The sequence below is a fragment of the Winogradskyella sp. genome (assembly GCF_028282165.1).
Classification (GTDB): Bacteria; Bacteroidota; Bacteroidia; order Flavobacteriales; family Flavobacteriaceae; genus Winogradskyella.
In genome coordinates this window covers 303,442-326,802 of record NZ_JANQIM010000033.1, presented here as the reverse complement: position 1 = coordinate 326,802, position 23,361 = coordinate 303,442, and the positions used below count along the sequence as shown (strand labels likewise).

Sequence of the window (23,361 nt, the reverse complement as noted above, 5' to 3'; positions counted from 1 at the left end):
GTATCTGTAAACTACTATTCAACTATCAGTTTTTTGCTTTGGTTAATTGAATTGGCCACGAAATAAATACCTGCTTCAAGGTCGTTTATTTTAATAGACTTTGTTTCATTAACCGTTTTAACCAATCGGCCTGACATATCATAGAGCCTATAATCATCTACACGATTAAAGTTAACCACTTGCGATGCAGGATTTGGAAACATTTTAAACTCGTTACTAGGATTGTTGAATTCCTCTAAACCTAAAATATTATCTAAAGAATAAATACTCAAAGTAGCACTAACTTCGTTAGACACTACAATAAGTGCTGTTCCTGTTGGGCTATCATCTGCATCAACAAAGACGATACCTTCTGGTCCTAGATCGCCACTAGCAGTTGCGCTCGGCACAGCTCCACGACTGTTTAAGTATTGTAAAAAAACTGGAGCCGCCGGATCGGTAACATCGTAAATCATAACACCTCCAACACGTTCTAAAAGAATGAATGCATAATACGAACCTTCAATTTCTTCAACGATAACACCTTCTGGTTCTGGCCCTTTGTTATCACTTCTATTTTTAAAGCTGTTATTGCTATTGCTGGCGTTAAAAATTCCGCCATAAGTAGCATCAGCAGCAGTAATCACTTCAAAATCATTACCACTATCGTAAATTAAGTTGCCCGTATTGGCTTCGAAAATAGAAAATGACCTACCACCATATACATGAATTTCTTCAAACTCAGGATCAGCATCTGTATTTCCAGAAGCAATAGTAATATTAATATCCCCTAAATTAGTCTCTAGAGCAAGAATATCAGCATTGCCAAAAACAGCTGGATCTAAAACATAATCCGAATCATCTAGCTTGCGTTCTTCAGCATAGCCATCATAATCGCGCGCATCTCCCTCATTAGCAGTAATTACATAACCTGTACCTCCAACATTAAAATAGTCTATAGCATCTGGCATATACATACCATAAATAGGCCATGAAGCATTAAAAATAAAGTCGGTTTCATCACTAGTGTCCAAAGAATTTGATGGTAAACTATGATCTTTTAAACCAAACGGTACTACCTGAGTTATTGTAGGAACTGTTAAGTCTACAATCGCGTAGGCATTGTTCTCCTGAAGCGCAACATAGGCCGTCTGACTATCATCAGAAACGGTTATATATTCTGGTTCTAGGTCTTGGGCAACCGTCGCACCTGGACCAAAAATCCTAACATCAGCGGCCAAAAGCGCTGCCAAATCCCCATTAAAAGCCGTAAAGCCCAAGTTTGTAACATCACTTTGGTCTATACCTGCTAAACCACCAGTAACATCGATAACAGAGACTCCCCCTTCAGGATCTACGTCATACAAATCATTAGGTTCACCTTCGTTGGCCACCAATAGCTGAGTTCCGTCTGGTGTAAAGGTGATCATATCTGGTAGTGCACCAACTGTGACCATAACTTGATTGTTACCATCCGTATCAGAAAACATTACCAATCCAGGGTCTGTTGCTGGGTCCGCAGCAATCGCCGCGGCTAAAATACCGTTACTTACAGCAACACTTTGTACTCCATCGGTATTAGCTGGTAAAGTAAGAGTTGAAATGGACGAAATATTACTTGGGTCTGAAAAATCTAATATTTCTATCGTCTCATCGTTGGTAACGAAAAGACGTTGGGTTGTAGCATCATAAGCTGTAATTTCTGCTGTACCTGAGGCGTCAACCAAATAACTGGTTAAATAATTTGCATTTAACGCAGAAGTGTTTTCTGCTGGAACAACGGTATCATCATCTAAAATGTAGACTGAAAATGTATCTTCACTTCCTATAGAAACGCCATTAGCGTTTTCTAGCATCACCACAAAAAACAGATCACTACCATCATCACTATTGTCTAGTATCGGAATATTGATAGTTTGATCGTCCGTACTTCCTGAAGGGAATGTAAGGGTTTGAGTTGAAGCAAATGTAAAATCAACACCTTCTGTTGCTGTACCACCTAAAACTAATGCAACATCAACAGTAACATCTGAAGTTGGTGCCTCAGAAATAGTAGCAGTCAATGTAATACTCGAGTCATTTTCAGAGACAGAATCGTAAACGTCGTCGAATTCAACTTCTGGCATTGTAAGAATCATATTTCCTGGAGAACCTATATTTGGCACATTACCTCCATCACCTCCAAGTGCATCAGTCTGTACAGCATTACTAGCATTTCCTACTGTGCTAAAAGCAGCTAATTCTACATCGTAAGACTGGCCATCATTAGAACTCGTATCTGGATAAGCTTCAGAATCTTCTAAGGTTCCACCAGAATTTGGATCGCCAAGCCATAAGGTTACCGTATCACCGCCACCACCTAAGCCCGCAGCGTTATCAGCATAACCGACTTCAATGTTTGCTAAATTGATTACAGGGCTCCATATATTGACAAAAGTTGTTGCATCACTGGCATCACCATCCACAATAACAATAACACGTTCGCCAGGCTGAATATCAGTTATTCCTTGAATAGCAATTGCATCCAAAGGATCAGCCGATTCATCATCATAATATAAATCTCCATTAGCAGAGGTCCATGTTAATGTTCCATTGTTTATGATTTCAAACCAATCCTCTGTGAGATCCGTACCATCTTGCCCAGGGAATATTTCTGTAATCTCAAGATCTAAAAATGAGAGCACGTTTCCTGGTGAAGCAATATTTGGCACATTATTAGCATCACCTCCTAATGCAATTGTTGCAACGGCATTACTAGCATTTCCTACTGTACTAAAAGCTGCTAATTCTACATCGTAGGATTGGCCATCATTTGATACTGTATCAGGATAAGCTTCAAAGTCTACAGGTGTTGGGTTAAAGGTAGGATCACCTACCCATAGTGTAACGCCATCTCCTCCACTACCAAGACCAGAACCGTCGGCGAAACCAATTCCAAGACCAGTAAGGTTGACTACAGGACTCCATACCGATGTAAAAGTATTAATTTCCCCATTAGCATTATCTGTTACGAGGACAATCACACGTTCACCAGGACCAATAAACGATATTCCGTTGATAAGCACAGCATCACCTGTATCTTGAGATTCATCATCATAATAAAGTGAGCCATGCACGCTTGCTTCCCACGCAGCGGCTCCTGCATTATAAATTTCAAACCAATCTTCCGTTAAATCATCTCCAGATTGCCCTGGAAAGATTTCAGTAATTTGTAAGTTAGCCTGTGCAACTACAATTCTAGTATCTTGGTCTGCCGGTGTTTCAGCTACGTCGAACGCTGAAGCATTATCAGGGTGGAAAGCGAACATGAACTCTGCTAAAGCATCCTGTTCCTGTCCTGTTTCACTGAAGGTAGTATTATTGCCAGGATCGTTGGCCAACACTCCCACAGGGCTGGGATCGTTGGTATCCAGATAGTAGTTCAACCTGTTTGGAGCAGAGAGCTGATCGAACGGATAGCCATCGCCACCGCCTGCCAAGAAATTCAAGGTCACCAGATTAAAGGTAATTCCATCAGGGGCTACGTTCACACCGTTCTGTATGATCACAACGTCGTTTGAAGGATCCATATCCCCTCTATCTACAACTAAATCAACAAGTCTGCTCCCCGGTGCGAGGTTGGGATCGTACACAAAGCTCATACCTCCAATCTGAGGAAAACGTCCAGGGGTCACACCTGGGGCGACAGCACTCAGACCGTGCTCAACGATGGTTATCAATTCCGCAGGTGTCATTGTCAATCGTACCAATCCGTTATCAAAACGCAATGTCGCCCTTAGATTACCTTCGGAAACTTCATTATTCGGTGGTGGGGAAAACACAAAATCGTTGGGGTCATTGGATCCCCCTGGAAGAACCGCCGAACCAATCTGAGTTCTTATACCTCCACCGTTTTTCAAGGATATATCAACGTCCGGATCGGTATCCGGATTCAGCAGGTTGGCATACCAAAGATTAGCGTCTGCAGTAAGGTTTCCTAGGTTTGTTTCTTGGGTCCTTACCTGTGCTCTCCTTCCATCTAAGTAGACACTGGAGAATCCTACAACATTACTGAACTGAGCATCAATAACACCTTGCGCGGCATCCCTAAGAGCAATAACCGTTGGGTTAGGCGTTGCGCTCAACGAAGCTACCAAGGCTTCAGTGGCCGGGTAGACCCCATTTATGGTATCGTCCAAGGCGCTCAAGTCCAGTACACCATTCATATCGAACTCAACAACCAACCTTCCAAGATATTTGTAGTCTCCGTCAACGTTGACCACAAGCACGGGATCACCACCAGCATCAGTGGTCTGGAATGGATAGGTTTCGTCAAAGGCGTTGTCAGTTAAGAATGAGTTGCTGAAGAGCGTATCGTTGCTGTCACCCATTCTAGTATTAGAACCACCTGCTACGATGATATCAACTCCGTCCAACAATGTTGCCAACTGCTTTTCTATGGTAATGGACTGCATGTGCGCTAAAAGGATAATCTTGTTCACACCGCTGCCAGTAAGGGCATCGACACTTGTCTGTATTTCAGCAGCCAATGCGTTTACAGTGGCATCGGGTGCTGGCGAAACAGTTACACTACCTAATGTAGTAATCGTTGGGAAACTCGGTGAGGCAGCACCGACAATACCTATGGTTTCTCCATCAATAGTAACCACAGCATATTTAGCTACTTGGCTGCCCAAGGTAGATATATCGTTACCGTCAGTTCCGATGATACCAGAGAAGTCGCCATCCTGGGAAAAGTCCATATTAGTCGATAGCCATGGAAACTCCGAACCAGGGAAAGTTACACCACCACTGGATTCGCTCAAGAAAGCTGAATCGAACAGTTCTCCCGGACCTTGGTCGAACTCGTGGTTCCCTAGGGTCGATACGTCAACACCAAAGGCGTTGGCAAAGGCAATATCCAAATGGCCTGGCTCATTGCTTCCCGTCAAGGCTCTTACTGCACTGTTCTCGGCAGCAAAATACCTTGGACCTGGGATAATAAGGTCGCCAGAAGTCACCGTTAGGGTGTTGTTAATATAAGTCGGATTGCTCTGGAAAAAATCCATCAATGCGGAGAACTCGTCAACCGCATCAAGGGCACTCTCCTCGTTACCATCAATATCGGAATAATGCAATAGTTGCAATTCGAAATTCTGGGCAACTAAAGTTGCACCAGATAGCATAAAAAAAATCATGGTCAGGACCTTGATTTTCTCAAAGTAAAGGTTTTTCATTGAAATTTTTTTTGGATTAATTATATTTCAATAAAATTACCATCCTTCTGTTCCCATGCTGTTAGCTCTATGTTATTATATAGTAAAATAAAAAGCACCTTAAGTTAAGGTGCTTTTTGATTTTTAATTTATGGTTAAATTTTGATTAAATCTATTGAATTTTAACCATTAGTGTTTAATCCACTTTAAAGTTATATTTCCAGATTCGGAAGACACTCTTGTAATGTAATATCCATCTGAAAATCCAGACACATCAACTTCGATGTTAGTATTGATATTATTTGAAATTATATCTCTTATTAATCTTCCAGACAGATCGTATATTTCTATAGATTCAATTGATATATTATTCCTATTCTCGAATCTTAAAATATCTCGAACTGGATTAGAAACCAGTTTGAATGATTCTGCTAATCGATTATCATCTATACTAAGATCGTCCTCTACTACAATCGGTGCTCCCGGTACATCCAGTGATGCACATATACTGTTGGCCGCAACTAGGTTCAGTACGTCAACGCCTGTCGTCGTTCCGAAAACGATCACGCCCAAGTCCAGGAAGTTGGGGTCCGTGTTGTCGGAGGTCTCAGCCACCAAGGTATGGATCGTATAGTCACCGGCCGCGTTCACCGTAAAGCTAGGTGCCGCCCCGGCAGCCTCTATAACCAATCCCGTCCCGGAGGTCAGGACATAGGTCACCTCGTAGTCCGCAGGGACAGCGCTGTTGCCGTCTGGAGTCGCTGTGATCGTAGCACTGCCTCCCGATAGGGACACAGGGCTCGCATCCGCCGTGATCGTACCGGCATCCGCCGTGCAAACTTGAGCATTGATTTGATTAAATGAGAGACATAGTGAGGTTAAAAGTAGGATAAAAAATGCTTTGGGGGGTTCGAATAGAATTCTGTAATTTTTTTTCATGCTTTTTTTGTTTAATGTTTGTTCGATAAAATTAAACAAAACATAAGCTTTAATTTGTTAAATAAACTCTAAATCTTCTGCAAATTATTGTAATGCATAAAAAAAGCACCTTAAAAAAATAAGGTGCTCTTTATATTGTGATACTAAATTATTTAGCTCTTTTTAATCTCTATTTCATCTGATTCATTCTCAAGACTAGCTTCAAAATCTTGACTTTGTCGCTCTACTTGAGCCTCATTACCTACTAAAGTTTTTGTTTCTATTATTTCTTCTCCATTATTAACCACTTCAGCATATTCAACTACAGCAGTTGACGTATTATCTTCATCTTCTGAAATAACAATTTCCTTATTGGTATCCTGCGTGGTATATTCAGCCAACCCTTCAGAAGATAAAGCTATACTTGGTGCAATAACCAATGCTACTACAGACATTAGTTTTAACAAAATGTTTAATGATGGTCCTGAAGTATCCTTAAATGGATCACCTACAGTATCGCCAACAACTGCAGCTTTATGTGGATCTGTACCTTTACGTCCTTGCTCCTCAATCATCTTCTTAGCATTATCCCATGCACCACCTGCATTAGATTGGAAAATCGCCATTAGCACACCACAAGTAGTAACACCAGCTAACAAACCACCTAACATTTCCGCGCCTCCTAAAAATCCAACAGCAACTGGGACAGCAATTGCTAATAATCCCGGTAATACCATTTCCTTAATTGAAGCGGTAGTCGAAATAGCTACACATTTGTCATATTCTGCAACACCATCAGCTTCGTCAAATGTTTTTCTTTGTGCTTCTGTAGCTTTAGACATATCGGAGTCTACAGCTCTCATCACTTCTAAAGCTGCTTTTAATTGAGGGATGTCTCTAAACTGACGTCTTACTTCTTCAATCATGGCCATAGCCGCACGACCAACAGCATTCATTGATAACGCTGAGAATACAAATGGTAACATACCACCAACTAACAGACCAGCCATTACTGTTGGTTTTGAAACATCAATAGCTGTTACACCAGCAGTTTTCATAAAAGCTGCAAATAACGCTAATGCTGTTAAGGCAGCAGAGGCAATGGCAAAACCTTTACCTATTGCAGCTGTAGTGTTTCCTACGGCATCTAATTTATCTGTTCGCTCGCGTACTTCACCTGGAAGCTCTGCCATTTCAGCTATACCGCCTGCATTATCTGATATTGGTCCATAAGCATCAACAGCTAACTGAATACCTGTATTTGCTAGCATTCCTACAGCTGCAATCGCAATTCCATATAAACCAGCAAAATGATGAGACACTAAAATCGCTGCAGCAATCAATAAAATCGGGAACATTGTAGACATCATACCGACACCTAAGCCTGCGATAATGTTTGTTGCGCTTCCAGTTTCTGATTGTTTTACAATTGACTTTACAGGTTTTGTACCTGTACCTGTATAATATTCTGTGACTTTACCAACCGCCAATCCTGCAATGAGACCAGCAATAACGGCTATAAACACTCCAGTTGCTCCGCTTGGTAAGCCTTCAACCGTTTCAGGAATTAATGCATGAATAATGAAATAAGACGCTACTAACATTAAACCAGCAGAACCAAATTCGCCAATATTCAATGCGGTTTGTGGGTTTCCTCCATCTTTGACTCTTACAAAGAATGTCCCTATTATAGACATTACTATTCCAACTGCTGCAAGGACAAGTGGTAAATAAACTGCTCCCAATCCATTAAAATCTGGAGTTATAATAAATGCACCTAATACCATGGTACCGATGATTGACCCTACATAAGACTCGAATAAATCAGCGCCCATACCAGCAACATCACCTACGTTATCGCCAACATTATCAGCAATAGTTGCTGGATTTAATGGATGATCTTCAGGAATACCTGCTTCGACCTTACCTACTAAATCTGCTCCAACGTCTGCCGCTTTGGTATAAATACCGCCTCCTACACGGGCAAAAAGTGCAATAGATGATGCTCCTAAAGAGAATCCTGAAAGTACATTTAATACTTCATTTAATCCCCAACCCATTTCACTATATATCATGAATAGACCACTTAGACCTAAAACACCAAGACCAACAACTCCTAACCCCATAACTGCACCGCCTGCAAAGGCTACTTCTAAAGCTTTACTTAAAGATGTTCTGGCTGCACTTGTAGTTCTTACATTGGCTTTTGTAGCTACTTTCATCCCGATAAAACCAGCTAATGCCGAACATATCGCTCCTATAACAAATGATACTGCAACAACTCCATTTGAACCTTCTTCATTACTCCCCTTAAAGAATAACAAGATGGCTACTGCAACTACAAAAATTGCTAAAATTTTGTACTCAGCTTTTAAGAAAGACATAGCACCATCAGAAATATTCTTTGCTATTCTTTTCATTTTGTCACTTCCTTGGTCTTGCTTGCTTACCCATGCACTTTTTATAAACACGAATAATAGAGCCAAAACTCCAAAAGCTGGTAATCCTTTAATTAAAATATCCATATGAATTATGTGTTAGTTAGTTTAATTTTTAACGATGCCAAAAATAGAAAAATATACCTGATAAAAAAAGCCACCTTTAATTAAAGATGGCTTATAAGAATACTGAATTTGTGACACTTAAATTTAAATCACAAAAGTTCTTTTCTTTTTATGTTCACTGTCTTCATAGCGTTGCACACATTGGTGATAGATTTTTGTGGCTTCTTCTGCATTACCCCATCCACCAACATCAACTTTCTTCTCTTCTAAATCCTTATATACTTGAAAGAAATGTTCAATCTCCTTTAATCGATGCGGATTTAAATCAGTAATATCTGCGCGTTTGCTCCAAACCGGATCAGAGACTGGAACACAAATAATTTTTTCATCTGGCCCTTTCTCGTCTGTCATATGAAAAACACCAATAGGTCTTACTTCCATAACAACCATGGGATATGATGGTTCTGTCGATAACACTAAAACATCTAATGGATCTTCATCTAATGCTAAAGTCTCAGGCACAAAACCATAGTCCCCAGGATACATCATCGATGAAAATAGGGTTCGATCAAATCTAATTTTGTGTAGTGCAAAATCGTATTCGTATTTGTTTCTACTTCCCTTTGGTATCTCAATAAGTACGTCAAATGTCACTTTTTTCTTGTCCGCCATTTTCTATTTGATTTATTTCTTGTTTGGGGTGAACTATCAATTTCTTTTTTAGGGATGCAAATATAGATAAGCCTTTGGCTTTAAACAACTAAAACACTTGTGGTTTTTGTTTAATATTTACCTTTTAGCTAAAGTTAGTATCTTGCCCCATCATTTCATTAATCTAAAAATTCATGAAAAATCTATTCGTCGTTTTATTTTCACTTTTACTATTTTTTAATTCCTACGGACAGAACCAACCCTATCAAGGAAAGTTTGAGCCCATTGACAATATGATACCACCACCAAATGTGTATCGTTCGGCAAGTGGCGCACCAGGCAAAGCGTATTGGCAACAGCGCGCAGATTATAAAATTAAAGCACAGCTAGATGAAGAGAACAATATTCTAAGTGGAGATGAAACCATAACCTATTACAACAACTCCCCAGATGACTTATCGTATCTATGGATTCAGTTAGAACAGAACGTTAACAAAAAGGAAAATGAGGATTTTGGTTATGTCTTAGGCAATGTGAGAGATTCCATGAATACAAGGCACATGCAATTTTTGACAAGAGCGATAGATTTCCCAGCAGGTTACACCATAAAATACATTAAAGATGTCAACGGTAAGCCAATAAAGTCTTTGGTTAATAACACGATGATGAAAGTCATCTTAAGCGAGCCTCTTAAGTCTGGGGAATCTCTTACATTTTCGGTTGGCTGGTCGTATCATATCACGGACAGAAGCATGTATTTGTTATCTCGCGAGGGCTATGAGTATTTTCCAGAAGACGATAATACCGTATATCTGATTGCACATTGGTTCCCAAGAATGGCCGTTTATAATGACACTGAGGGTTGGCAAAACAAACAATTCCAAAAACTTGGCGAGTTTGCATTAGAGTTTGGTAACTATGACGTTGAAATTACCGTACCGGCAGATCATATTGTAGCGGCAACAGGTGAGTTAAAAAATGAAGATGCTGTATTAACCAAAACACAACGCAAACGTTTAGCCAAGGCCGAAAAATCTGTTGATAAGCCAATTATGATTGTTACACCCGAAGAAGCTAAAGTCAACGAAAAGGAAAAAACGACTAAAACTAAAACCTGGAAATTTAAAGCCGAAAATGTACGGGATTTTGCCTTAGCTTCATCGCGAAAATTTATTTGGGATGCCCAAGCCGTACCATTAGAAACGCATACAGTAATGGCCATGTCTTTCTATCCTAAAGAAGGCTTACCGGTTTGGAGTGAGTCTTCCACATTAGCCGTAAAGAACGCGCTAGAAGTATATTCAGATGATGTTTTTGAATACCCATACCCTGTTTGTATATCAGTAAATACATCTAACATAGGGATGGAGTTTCCTATGATCAGCTTTAATGGTGGTCGACCAATAAATGGTGTGATGAGCAAAAATGCAAAAGCTGGTATGATCAGCACCATTGTACACGAAGTCGGGCACAACTGGTTTCCCATGATTATAAGCTCTGATGAGCGCCAGTGGATGTGGATGGACGAAGGCCTAAACACCTTTATCCATCAACGCACAATGGAAGAACGTTATCCCGACTATCCGCATACAACCCCGAAAAGCATTGTTCCTTTTATGAGTGGTGACCAAAGTATTATGCGCCCTATTATGACCTCATCTGATAATGATTTATTCAATCAATTTGGCGCCAACTACTATCAAAAACCAACTGTGGGGCTTCAAATTTTAAGAAACTCTGTAATTGGCAAGGAATTATTTGACCAAGCTTTTAAAACGTATGCCAATCGTTGGAAATACAAACACCCAAATCCTGCCGATCTTTTCAGAACACTTGAAGATGCGACTGCAGTCGATCTCGATTGGTTTTACAGAGGATGGTTTTTTACAACGGAAAATGTCGATATGGAACTTGCCAACGTCAAATGGTTTACGGTCGTCAATGAAGACAATGTAGAGAACCGCAATAAAGTGACTGCAGCGAATATAAAAGCCGAAAATGCTGGCGAAAATATCACAGATTTTGCTGGTGGCCCTGAAATGATTACGATGGTGTCTACACCAGATCAAGCCTATGGTCAGTTTCTATCGAGACTCAATGAGCCTGAATTAAGACAACAACTCCTCGGTAAGAACATTTATGAGGTAACTATAAAGAATATAGGAGGTCTAGTAATGCCAGTTACTATAGAATGGCAATATACAGATGGCACAGGCGACATCGATACCTTACCAGCTGAGATTTGGAGATTAAATGAATACGAAGTCACGAAAACGTTTATTAAAGAAAAAGAAGTTAGGAAAGTGGTCTTAGATCCCAATTTTGAATTTGCCGATACCGATATAAAAAACAATAGCTTTCCTAAAGTTGAAGAGAAATCTGATTTTGATACTTTCAAGGATAAGAAAAAAAATTAAATGAATAAAAAGTTGATTTTAGAAACTCTAATCCTTATCTACACCTAATACAAACTATGAAGAAAATTTGTTTAGTCTTTGTGTTATGTCTTTGTTTTCACTCCTTAATTGGACAAAATGGTAATGATATCAGTATTGGTAAAATCGATAGCTTTGATTCTAAGATATTAAATGAAAAAAGAAAGATTTGGATTCATGTTCCTGATGGAAATTACCAAGACCTTTCAAAAACCAAAAAGTACCCTGTTCTTTATCTTTTGGACGGTAATAGCCACTTTTATTCAGTTGTAGGAATGATTAGACAACTTAGCTCTTCAAATCGCAATACTGTTTTGCCAAAAATGATTGTGGTGGGAATCCCAAATACAAATAGAACTCGGGATTTATCACCTACAAAAGGAAAACACTATAATGGTGATTCGGCAACAACAAATTCTGGCGGTGGAGATAAATTTATGTCTTTTATCGAAAATGAGTTAATTCCCTATATAGATTCAAACTACCCGACAGAATCATACCGAACGTTTGTTGGGCATTCGCTTGGTGGGTTAACCGTTATGAATACCTTAATTAACAACCCTGAATTATTCAAATCATATGTTGCCATCGATCCTTCAATGTGGTGGAATAACAAAAACCTCTTAAAAAAAATAAAGAATACTAAACTCGATAAACGCTACAATGGTAGAACACTTTTTTTAGGTATTGCAAATACTGCTGGTATGGATACATTATCAGTACAAAGAGACACCACATATAAAACTAGACATTTAAGGACAATACTAGAACTAAATTCATTTCTAAAAAATAAAGACAACCTCAATTACTTGTCATATGAATGGAAATACTACGAAGAAGAAAGCCATGCCTCGGTTCCATTAATTACCACTTACGATGCTTTGCGCTATATTTTCAATTTCTACCAATTAGACATTGACGAACAAGACCTAATTGATCCTGAAAAGGATATTCTAAATAAAATAAAGAACCATTACCAGAGAATATCGAAGGAATATGGAAGAGAAATTATACCAGAGCATTATTTTATTGAAAACTTAGCTCATCAATTAGTGGACAAGAAACAATTAGAAAAAGCCGAACGTTTTTTTATATATAATACTACTAATTATCCTAAAAATCCATATCTCTATAATAGACTTGGAGATTTCTATATCAACGTTGGGAATATTAAAAAGGCTGTCGAAAACTATAAAAAGTCATTTTCTTTGGATGAGAATTCTTATTCACGAGATAAAATAAAGGTATTACAAAAATAAAAGAAAAAGGTTTTTATATTGTTAGTTGTAGTAAATCAAAAAATCCCTTAAAAATAAAACCCAAAACTTCCTGTAATACCGAAACGTCTAGCATCAGGATTATCAAGATAATTACCTCTAAAGTTAAAATCGATTCGTAAGATTTTAAAGATGTTAGCCACACCAAAACTATATTCATAATATACCCTTGAATCTGGGGCCACTAAAGGAAATTCTACTGGGTTGCCTGTGGTACTCAATGCAATATTTTCATCTGACAATTCTCCCCAAACACCCCTAATACTAGCAATAGCCCTAAGATTGTATTTCTTTAAGAACGGAATACGGGAAAATAAACGCCCATTAAAATTGTGTTCAACATGTAAAGAGGTATAAGTGTCGGTTACAAACTCATACCAATCTAGCTGAGAGAATGTATTATATATTGAGAAAAAAGTTTGATTACCAGGTACCACACTTAATAATGCCAAAGGTACTTCACCAAAGGTTTTACCAGCTTCAACAGATGTGACTAATCGACCAAAACCACCTACTTGCCATGGCTGAATATAGGAAAACTGTACTTTGGTATAGTCAAAATCACTATTAAACCAGTTTCGGTCACCTCGAGTAACTTGGGCAAATAATGTGGCAAAATCATCATTTTTATTTTTTCGCTCTACCCCAAAACCTGTCATTAGTCGTTTTGGGAAATACGATAGCGATAGTCTGCTCTCAAACTGATTGACTTCTGAAGAAATTCCTGTAGGTGATTCAGGATCGATATAATCCAAGCTAAAGGTTGGTGATGCTGATCTTAGCTGTCTAAAGGTCCCATCTAATCTAATCTCAAAATTCCTTAATGGCTCTAAAGAGAACCCTAAATTGGTTAAATTAATATTGGTAAGCCTGTCGTTTGCTCCTGCTGTAAATACGGCACTAGAAGCTAAGCTCCGCCCTAAAACATCAGTAGAGCTTGTAAGGCTTGCCCCAATTTGTTCTATATCGCGTCTGTTACCACCAAATATTATAAATCGACTTTTTTTATCTAACAACCATTTACCAGATATTCCATATTTAAACTTATCATCCCCAAAACCATAAGCCAAAAATCCTTCTAATCGCCATAAATCGTTAGGACCAAAATACGTTCTTCCACCTGTACGTAAACGCACCCCTTCTACTTCATTAAAACCAAAGGTGGAGAATATGGGACCATAATCAAAATTGATACTTGGAAACTCTACATATCCCGAGGCTAAAATACTCCCCAGATTGTATAGTCTTTTAAATTTTTTTACCGTTTTAAGCGTGTCTAGCATTTTATAAACACCCTTCTCGTCTTTGTTTAACGCCTCGAGCCTGTTGTTTTCCCAAAAGTCATCTTCTCTATTATAAACATCTGCATCATAATTGTAAACCACCTTATCATAGAACTTCTTATCCTTAGGTTCATTAAACTTATAATTATCATATAAGGTGGTGCGCTTACCATACACACCTCTAGACGTTTCTTTTTTGTTCAGTGCAAAGTCAGACAAGAAATAATCACGCTTAATTAGGAATACTGAATCGTTTAGTACTTCAAACTCTTGTTCTATATAGATTTCTTTTACCCAGTTTATATTCGCACTCTTTGACGCCTGAAGATTAATTTCCTTAATAGCATAAGTAGAATCGTTAACCCAAAAATCGCCCTTAAATGTTAGTTCATTCTTTCTCCTAGGATAATAAATAATGTTATAGCACCATTTATTATCAATGTAAGCACTATCGGATAATACATAATTATAGGTCTGTATACCTGTTCTGCCTATCGGGCTAACAAAACTCTTATCAAAGAACTTTAAGTAATTGTCGTAAACATTATAATCGGAATACAAATCGTCAATAAAATCTATAATGACTTGATTATTACTAAAACCGGAGTTTTTATTACCTATTAAATCCTCTCGCTTTTCATTAATTTCATTATCACCATAAACTTTTTTGACGGATTCGTTTAAGAAAATCGGAAGGTAGGTTTTTCCCGTTACAGAAGAGGTATCGACTTTATCGAAAACAAATTCCATCCCCTTAAAAAGTTTACTTTTTATCAGGGCACTATCTATAGTATTAAGATCAAATTCTACTTTTTCGTACTGATCGTATTCGTATTGCTTAAATTGATTTAATCCATTTTTACGTTTACGCTCCCATATTTTTTTGAGAATTCTAATAGCAGGATTTTCCGATGCTTTTTTAGATTGTTTTCCTGTTGTAATTACCACCTCATCTAAAGAAGACGCTTCTTCTTTAAGTACAAACCTTAAATTATAATTAACGCGTTTGTCTAGTGGAATTTCTAGAGTTTCAAAACCTACAAAAGATACGACTAAGGTTTCCCATGTTTCATCAGACTCTAAATAAAACCTACCCTCCTCGTTAGTAATAGTACCCTCGGTAGAACCTTTAAATACAACATTAGCAAAAGGAACTGGTTCTTCTTTTTCATCAAAAACATAACCGCTTACTTTTGTTTGAGCTAATGCCACTAAAGTTGAAGAAAACAAAAAAAGTGTAAGTAATCTTAATTTCATATTTAAAAAATGAACTTCATCAACAACCGTGCTAAATTTTTGATTTAGGTTACTAATGAAGTTCATTAAACGCAGAAAACTGCAATTTATTGGTACATTACTTTTTTTACTGCTTTAATGACGTCGTTACTATTTGGCAACCACTCTTCTAAAAGCACAGGTGAATAGGGTGCAGGAGTATCTGCTGTGTTTATTTTTACAACTGGTGCATCTAAATAGTCAAAAGCTTCAGACTGCACCAAATAAGTAATTTCGGTGGCTACATTTCCAAATGGCCAAGCTTCTTCCAGAACAACTAAACGATTTGTCTTTTTAACAGATTCTACAACAGCTTTTCTGTCCATAGGTCTTACGGTACGCAAATCGATAATCTCACAAGAAATACCTTCTTTTTCTAATTCGTCTGCCGCTTTGTAAGCTTCTTTTATAATTTTCCCGAATGAAACGATCGTTACATCCGTGCCTTCACGTTTAATATCTGCTACGCCAATTGGAATAGTATATTCACCTTCTGGCACATCTCCTTTATCACCATACATTTGCTCACTTTCCATAAAAATCACTGGATCGTCATCTCTAATTGCTGATTTCAATAAGCCTTTTGCATCATAAGGATTAGATGGCACTATCACTTTTAAACCTGGTGTGTTGGCAAACCAGCTTTCAAAAGCTTGAGAGTGTGTGGCTGCCAACTGCCCTGCCGAAGCTGTTGGCCCTCTAAATACGATTGGGCATTTAAACTGACCACCAGACATTTGCCTAATCTTGGCGGCATTATTTATAATCTGATCGATTCCAACTAAAGAGAAGTTAAAGGTCATATACTCAACAATTGGACGATTGCCCGTCATGGTAGAACCAATGGCAATACCTGCAAAACCAAGCTCTGCAATTGGCGTATCGATAACGCGCTTTGGGCCAAACTCGTCTAACATTCCTTTAGATGCCTTGTAGGCACCATTATATTCAGCAACTTCCTCACCCATAAGATAAACGCTTTCATCCCTGCGCATTTCCTCACTCATGGCTTCAGCTATAGCTTCTCTAAATTGAATCGTTTTCATGCTCTAATTTTTATCGAGTAGCAAAAATAATAATTATTGCCAATAAATCGCCACTATTTTGGTGACATAAAAGCGATAAAAAATCGTAACTTACAAAGCCGTAAAATAAGTGTCTTATGAAGAAAATCTATATCCTGCATTTTATTCTTCTGATATCGATGCGTTTCGGTTTCTCGCAAATGACCATACATTGTTCTAACCTGCGTGTAGAATTAAAAATTGAAAACATAACAGATATACCAACTGTGACTGCAAATAACAATGGAACCATTAGTTTGAATTTTTCACAACAGTATATCACCGATATTTTTGAAAACTATGATATTTACGATTTCATTCAGACCTCCCCAACGGGTTCTGAAGAATTACAAAAATATTATCATGTTTATATCAACTCTAAAGGCATTATTGAAGATGTTATGGCTCAAGTGCCATCCATCACAATGACCATTTTTGATGAAGACTTTGCTACAATTAGCTTACCAATTACAATGCCTATAGACTCAGAACTGATTTCGTTAGTTGATGGTAAGACATTTGATGTAACTAAATATATTGAGACCTCAGATGCCGATCCATGTTTTGGTTGCCCTTTGAATAACGTCCCTGAAGATTTTAATTTCAGAGTAAATTTTAATTACGATGCAGCGAATGATGTTTTGTATGTTGAAAGTAATGAAGAAACATCATGCGGACATTCATTTCATATTGGATTAAAAGGCGGTAATCCTAATGGATATGTGGATATTGATAACATGCTACAACTGTGGGAGTCATATCCAGCAATTACTACAGAAATTGATTCGACCGAACCTTGTTTTTATCTGGAGAGTCTTATTTTCAATATTTTCGATATAGCATGTAGTCCTTTGAATGCAGCCTATGACAATACTTTTTTTATTCTCGATTTTGATACAGAGACTCTACAATTGTCTAGGGAGCATGTGTTTTTTGGAAGTTATATCATCGAGTTGTCACAGGTAAATCTCTCTATTGATGAGAATGCTTTCCCTAATATGAGACCTTACAGAATCAACGGTAATCCTTATTTGCAAATCTCTAATTTAGAAAATGAAGATTCGGTAGCGGTTGAGATATTCAACATCTCTGGGCAATCTATATATAGCACTAACAGATTTGAGAGTAATACAATAAACCTATTAGGTTATAGTAAAGGACTTTACTTTATAAAATTATCTACTTCTTATGGCCAGCAAAAAGTTTTCAAGCGCATTCTAAATTGACTGCTTTACATTCTAGTGAATTTTCTTAAATATTTATTATGCATGCATAATAAATTAGAAATTATTATTATCTTCGCGAAGAATTATTCAATAAATAGTTTTTAGGCTATTTTTGCATGATTTTAAAATTTTACGATAACGTTATCGTAAAAGAAAAGAAACAAAAAAATAAATTACGTTAACTTATGAAGATATTAGTATGTATTAGCCATGTGCCTGATACGACTTCGAAAATTAATTTTACGGATGGAGACACCAAGTTTGACACTAATGGTGTGCAGTTTGTAATTAATCCTAATGATGAATTTGGCTTAACCAGAGCGATGTGGTTTAAAGAGAAGCAAGGCGCTAGTGTAACTGTTGTAAATGTTGGTGGAGCAGAAACCGAGCCAACTTTGAGAAAAGCACTCGCCATTGGTGCTGATGCTGCTATTAGAGTAAATGTTGAAGCAACCGATGGTTTCGCCGTTGCGAAACAATTGTCGCATGTGGTTAAAGATGGTGGTTTTGATTTGATCATTGCTGGCAGGGAATCTATTGACTATAATGGTGGTATGGTGCCAGGTATGCTTGCCGCAATGATAGATGCTAATTTTGTAACCAATTGCATAGGACTTGAAATCGATGGCTCTAATGCAAAAGCCGTTAGAGAAATTGACGGAGGCAAGGAGACTGTTAATACGTCTTTACCATTAGTTATTGGAGGCCAAAAAGGATTAGTGGAAGAAAGCGATCTACGCATCCCAAATATGAGAGGTATTATGATGGCTCGCAAAAAACCTCTAACCGTTGTTGAGCCTACGGAAGCTAATTCAGAAACCAAAGCTGTAAGTTTTGAAAAGCCTGCACCTAAAGGAGCCGTCAAATTAGTTGATGCTCAAAATATTGATGAATTAGTAAACCTGCTTCATAACGAAGCTAAAGTAATTTAATTGTCATTCCTGCGAAGGCAGGAATCTCAATAAAAAACCAAGTAAAAATCATAAGATTCCTGCCTTCGCAGGAATGACAAAAAAATAAAAAAAATGTCAGTCTTAGTATATACAGAATCAGAAAACGGAAAATTTAAAAAGGCAGCTCTCGAAGTCGTATCTTATGCAAAAGCAATAGCAGACCAAATGGGAACTTCGGTAACCGCTGTTGCTATTAATGCAGATAATGCTGAAAGCTTAGGACACTATGGCGCATCAAAAGTGCTCTCTATCACTGATGACACCTTAAATAGCTTTAACGCCAAAAAACATGCTGCCGCAGTAGAACACGCAGCAAAAAATGAAAGTGCTAACGTCGTAGTATTAAGCTCTAGTGCTGATAGTAAATATTTAGCACCATTATTAGCTGTCGGATTAGAGGCAGGTTATGTTTCTAATGTTGTTGAAGCCCCTTCTAGCACTTCACCTTTTACAGTAAAGCGTACTGCATTCACCAACAAGGCCTTTGCCAATACCGAAATACATACGGATGTAAAAATCGTAGGTTTATCAAACAACTCGTTTGGTGTAGTAGAATCTGGAGGCACCGCAACTGTCGAAGCTTTTTCACCTGAATTGCCTAACTCTGGAGTTGCTATAGAATCTGTTGATAAGGCAACAGACAAAGTAAGTATTGCCGATGCCGAAATTGTGGTTTCTGGTGGGCGAGGATTAAAAGGCCCTGAGAATTGGGGAATGGTGGAAGAACTTGCGGATGTGTTAGGTGCAGCAACTGCATGCTCTAAACCAGTATCTGATTTAGGCTGGAGACCACATAGTGAGCACGTAGGGCAAACAGGTAAGCCAGTAGCGTCTAACCTTTATATTGCCATAGGTATCTCTGGAGCCATACAGCATTTAGCTGGTATTAATGCGTCTAAAGTAAAAGTTGTGGTAAATACAGATCCTGAAGCTCCATTCTTTAAAGCCGCAGATTATGGAGTCGTTGGAGATGCCTTCGAAGTTGTACCGACACTCATAGAAAAATTAAAAGCTTTTAAAGCTCAAAACGCATAATTTTATTACCTTGTAATAATATAGGACTGTTTAAATTTAGATTATTCTTAATAAAGGCGTTTTATCGAAAGTATTAAGAAAAATATCCAAATATGCTTTTAGCAGTTGGTAAAGTCCAAATTTAAACAGTTCTTTGTGTTTTATAACTTATGAGCTTAGTTCGTTTAAACATAAAAGGAATTTCTTATAGCCAGACACAGAATGGCGCTTATGCCTTAATTCTCAACGAAGTTGACGGCGACCGTAAACTACCAATTGTAATAGGAGCGTTTGAAGCACAATCTATAGCCATCGCCCTAGAGAAAGAAATCCGCCCTCCACGTCCTTTAACTCACGATTTATTCAAAAATTTTGCGGATCGATTTGATATTGTGGTGAAACAAGTGATCATTCATAAATTGGTCGACGGTGTTTTTTATTCGAGTTTAATTTGTGAACGCGATAAGATTGAAGAAATCATTGATGCCAGAACTAGTGATGCTATTGCACTAGCTTTACGTTTTCAAGCACCAATATTCACTTACAAGAATATTTTAGACAAAGCTGGCATCTATCTTAAAGTCAATCCCAAGAAAGAGGAAGAAGAACAAGATAGCATTTTGGTAGATGATCTCATTGCCGAAGAAATCGAAGCTGCAGCTGTAGAGCAACAAAGCTATAAAGACAAATCCTTGGAGGAACTCCATAGTCTCTTGGAAGAAGCTGTAAACAGTGAAGATTACGAAAAGGCTGCCAAGATAAGAGACGAAATCTCAAAGCGTTAATCAACAACTCCCTTTATGAATCATTTTTTTAAAGCCCTTATTGCGTTATTTATTGGACTTTCTACCATAACGGCACAAGAGCTTGAAAAATTCACAATTGATTCTACACATACCAACGTTACAGAAAACACGCTTACACAAATTAATGAAATTGAGGATACAAAAATCAATAATTGGCAATTACTCAATAACACCATTTACGAGACTTATCCAGATAGCATTTCAGGAGAGATAGAATTTATAAAAGGTAAAGAATTCTTGACCCTCAATAAAAATGGCGAGTATCTTTCTATATTAAACAACACTTTTAATAAGGGGATTTGGCTCCAAAATAACAACCTTTTGGTATTTAAACAAAAAGTACCTACCACTGTTGACATTTATTATGAAATACTAAAACAAGAAGACACTATACTGCAATTAAAAAACGGTAACAGTGTATTAACATATATCTCAGAAGAACATCCTAGCCATATCAGAAAAAAAGCTTCAAACGACACTATTGTTAAAAGCAAAGGATTTAGTTTTAATAGCTTATGGAGAGGTGCGCTTGGAATGCTTTCCCTAATATTTATTGCCTTTTTGTTTAGTAGCAACCGAAAAGCGATTAACTGGAGAACCGTTGGCATTGGATTAGCGTTTCAATTACTCATTGCTATTGGCGTACTAAAAGTAGATTTTATAAAAAGTGCTTTTGAGGCTGTTGGTCAAGTATTCATAAATATTTTAGATTTTACCAGAGCAGGAAGCGAATTTCTATTTAGCGGAGTTATGGATGTAAACTCCTATGGTTTTATATTTGCCTTTCAAGTACTGCCAACTATTTTGTTCTTTTCAGCATTAACTTCGGTTCTGTTCTATTTAGGTATTATTCAGAAAGTTGTTCAAGCTTTTGGCTGGTTACTTACTAAACTTTTGAAAATTTCTGGCGCAGAAAGCTTAAGCGTTGCTGGGAATATTTTCTTGGGCCAGACAGAAGCACCTTTGTTGATTAAGGCTTATCTCGAGAAAATGAATAAATCCGAAATCTTATTGGTGATGATAGGTGGTATGGCTACTGTAGCAGGTGCTGTACTCGCAGCTTATATTGGATTTTTAGGTGGTGATGATCCTGCACTTCGTTTAGTTTATGCCAAACACTTACTAGCTGCTTCGGTAATGGCAGCTCCTGGCGCTATCGTTATTTCTAAGATTTTATTTCCACAAACCGAAGATATCAATACCGATGTTAAGGTGTCTCAAGAAAAAATAGGTGCCAATTTATTGGATGCCATTGCAAACGGTACCACTGAAGGCTTAAAGTTAGCTGTTAATGTCGGTGCTATGCTATTAGTATTTGTTGCTTTTATTGCCATGATTAATGGAATTCTTGGTTGGGTAGGTGATATTACTTCTCTTAATGGTTGGATGGCGGCCAACACACCATACCAAAGCTTTTCTCTAGAAGCGATTTTAGGAACTGTTTTTGCTCCTCTAATGTGGCTTATTGGTGTTGCCAAAGAAGACATGATGATGATGGGGCAATTACTTGGCATTAAATTAGCAGCAAGTGAGTTTGTCGGTTATATACAATTGGCAGATTTAAAGAATGTTTCAAATGCTACACACCTTACTTATGAAAAGTCTGTAATAATGGCGACCTATATGCTTTGTGGATTTGCAAATTTTGCTTCTATTGGTATTCAAATTGGCGGTATTGGATCCTTGGCACCAGGACAACGTAAACAATTGTCTAGATTCGGTATGAAAGCACTAATTGGCGGTACTATTGCGTCTTTAATATCTGCTACCATTGCTGGTATGATTATCGGTTAGGATAGTTAATAACTTTTGATATTATAATAAGACTCCCTTTCGAGAGATTTGAAGCTTTTTTATATTTTCGATTTTTGAAATACTCCTATACGGATAGGATTTTACTCTACAAAAATTTAAGTTTAATTTAAAGAGATTTCTGCTTTCGCAGAAAAAGCGCATGAAACAATACCACGATTTAGTAAAGTTCGTTTTAGAAAACGGTAACGAAAAAGAAGATAGAACAGGAACAGGAACTAAGAGCGTTTTTGGTTACCAAATGCGATTCGATTTAAGTGAAGGCTTCCCAATGGTAACCACTAAGAAATTACATCTTAAGTCTATTATCTATGAACTCCTTTGGTTCCTTAAAGGCGATACCAACATCAATTATCTTAATGAAAATGGGGTTCGTATATGGAACGAATGGGCCGATGAGAATGGCGATCTAGGTCCTGTTTATGGTCATCAATGGCGCAATTGGGCAAGTGAAGAAATAGACCAAATCAAAATTGTTATCGATAAACTTAAGAGTAATCCAAACAGCAGAAGAATGCTGGTTTCTGCATGGAATCCTTCTGTATTGCCAGACACCTCAAAATCATTCTCAGAAAATGTTGCTAATGGTAACGCAGCTTTACCGCCTTGCCACGCGTTCTTTCAGTTTTATGTTGCTGATGGCAAATTATCTTGCCAATTATATCAGCGTAGCGCAGATATCTTTTTAGGAGTTCCTTTTAATATTGCATCTTATGCATTGTTTACCATGATGATCGCTCAAGTTTGCGGTTACCAACCAGGCGAATTTATCCATACATTTGGTGATGCACACATTTATAATAATCATTTGGAGCAATTAGAACTACAACTGTCTAGAGATATAAGACCACTGCCAAAAATGATTCTCAATCCAGAAGTCAAGGATATTTTCGATTTTAAGTTTGAAGACTTTACACTTGTCGATTATAATCCTCATCCGCATATAAAAGGCGTGGTTGCTGTTTAAAA

Annotated in this window: 14 protein-coding genes; 8 read left to right on the top strand and 6 right to left on the bottom strand. The window is 37.7% G+C overall.

Annotated features, from left to right (window positions below):
• Nucleotides 1-14: 14 nt before the first annotated feature.
• From Q0972_RS13370 to Q0972_RS13355, 4 genes are all read right to left on the bottom strand, one after another.
• On the bottom strand, nt 15-5,195 hold the full coding sequence (locus tag Q0972_RS13370) for a choice-of-anchor I family protein (RefSeq protein ID WP_299366351.1): 5,181 nt from the start codon (nt 5,193-5,195) through the stop codon (nt 15-17).
• 168 nt (nt 5,196-5,363) lie between these two features.
• Nucleotides 5,364-6,113: a T9SS type A sorting domain-containing protein gene (locus Q0972_RS13365; RefSeq protein WP_299366349.1), complete on the bottom strand. Its 750-nt coding sequence runs from the start codon at nt 6,111-6,113 to the stop codon at nt 5,364-5,366.
• A 152-nt stretch (nt 6,114-6,265) separates the two neighbouring features.
• Nucleotides 6,266-8,617 (bottom strand): sodium-translocating pyrophosphatase, encoded by a 2,352-nt coding sequence (locus Q0972_RS13360; protein WP_299366347.1) that lies wholly within the window; start codon nt 8,615-8,617, stop codon nt 6,266-6,268.
• Nucleotides 8,618-8,740: 123 nt separating this feature from the next.
• Nucleotides 8,741-9,268 carry an inorganic diphosphatase gene (locus Q0972_RS13355; protein ID WP_299366345.1) on the bottom strand — a complete coding sequence of 176 codons (528 nt, stop codon included), beginning with the start codon at nt 9,266-9,268 and terminating at the stop codon, nt 8,741-8,743.
• 173 nt (nt 9,269-9,441) lie between these two features.
• Between Q0972_RS13355 and Q0972_RS13350 the strand changes: the two genes are divergently transcribed.
• Together Q0972_RS13350 and Q0972_RS13345 are read left to right on the top strand one after the other, a co-directional pair.
• The gene (locus Q0972_RS13350; protein ID WP_299366342.1) at nt 9,442-11,664 is read left to right on the top strand and encodes a M1 family metallopeptidase; all 2,223 of its coding nucleotides are present in this window, start codon (nt 9,442-9,444) and stop codon (nt 11,662-11,664) included.
• A 56-nt stretch (nt 11,665-11,720) separates the two neighbouring features.
• Nucleotides 11,721-12,941, top strand: coding sequence for an alpha/beta hydrolase-fold protein (locus tag Q0972_RS13345; protein ID WP_299366340.1), 1,221 nt, complete (start codon nt 11,721-11,723; stop codon nt 12,939-12,941).
• Nucleotides 12,942-12,988: 47 nt separating this feature from the next.
• Here the strand turns inward: Q0972_RS13345 and Q0972_RS13340 are convergent, their stop codons facing one another.
• Together Q0972_RS13340 and Q0972_RS13335 are read right to left on the bottom strand one after the other, a co-directional pair.
• A complete protein-coding gene (locus Q0972_RS13340; protein WP_299366337.1) occupies nt 12,989-15,499 on the bottom strand; it encodes a DUF5686 and carboxypeptidase-like regulatory domain-containing protein in 2,511 nt (836 codons plus the stop codon).
• An 86-nt stretch (nt 15,500-15,585) separates the two neighbouring features.
• Nucleotides 15,586-16,563: a pyruvate dehydrogenase complex E1 component subunit beta gene (locus Q0972_RS13335; protein WP_299366335.1), complete on the bottom strand. Its 978-nt coding sequence runs from the start codon at nt 16,561-16,563 to the stop codon at nt 15,586-15,588.
• A 116-nt stretch (nt 16,564-16,679) separates the two neighbouring features.
• Between Q0972_RS13335 and Q0972_RS13330 the strand changes: the two genes are divergently transcribed.
• The 6 genes from Q0972_RS13330 to Q0972_RS13305 all read left to right on the top strand — a co-directional run bounded on the left by Q0972_RS13330 (nt 16,680) and on the right by Q0972_RS13305 (nt 23,359).
• Nucleotides 16,680-17,807 (top strand): T9SS type A sorting domain-containing protein, encoded by a 1,128-nt coding sequence (locus Q0972_RS13330; protein ID WP_299366333.1) that lies wholly within the window; start codon nt 16,680-16,682, stop codon nt 17,805-17,807.
• Nucleotides 17,808-17,992: 185 nt separating this feature from the next.
• Nucleotides 17,993-18,739: an electron transfer flavoprotein subunit beta/FixA family protein gene (locus Q0972_RS13325; RefSeq protein WP_299366332.1), complete on the top strand. Its 747-nt coding sequence runs from the start codon at nt 17,993-17,995 to the stop codon at nt 18,737-18,739.
• A gap of 93 nt (nt 18,740-18,832) precedes the next feature.
• Complete coding sequence (locus Q0972_RS13320) at nt 18,833-19,795, top strand: electron transfer flavoprotein subunit alpha/FixB family protein (RefSeq protein ID WP_299366329.1); 963 nt, start codon at nt 18,833-18,835, stop codon at nt 19,793-19,795.
• A 149-nt stretch (nt 19,796-19,944) separates the two neighbouring features.
• Entirely contained in the window at nt 19,945-20,559 is a 615-nt protein-coding gene (locus Q0972_RS13315; RefSeq protein ID WP_299366327.1) for a bifunctional nuclease domain-containing protein, read from the top strand.
• A 15-nt stretch (nt 20,560-20,574) separates the two neighbouring features.
• Entirely contained in the window at nt 20,575-22,374 is a 1,800-nt protein-coding gene (locus Q0972_RS13310; RefSeq protein ID WP_367182404.1) for a NupC/NupG family nucleoside CNT transporter, read from the top strand.
• 160 nt (nt 22,375-22,534) lie between these two features.
• On the top strand, nt 22,535-23,359 hold the full coding sequence (locus Q0972_RS13305) for a thymidylate synthase (RefSeq protein ID WP_299366325.1): 825 nt from the start codon (nt 22,535-22,537) through the stop codon (nt 23,357-23,359).
• Nucleotides 23,360-23,361: the final 2 nt, after the last annotated feature.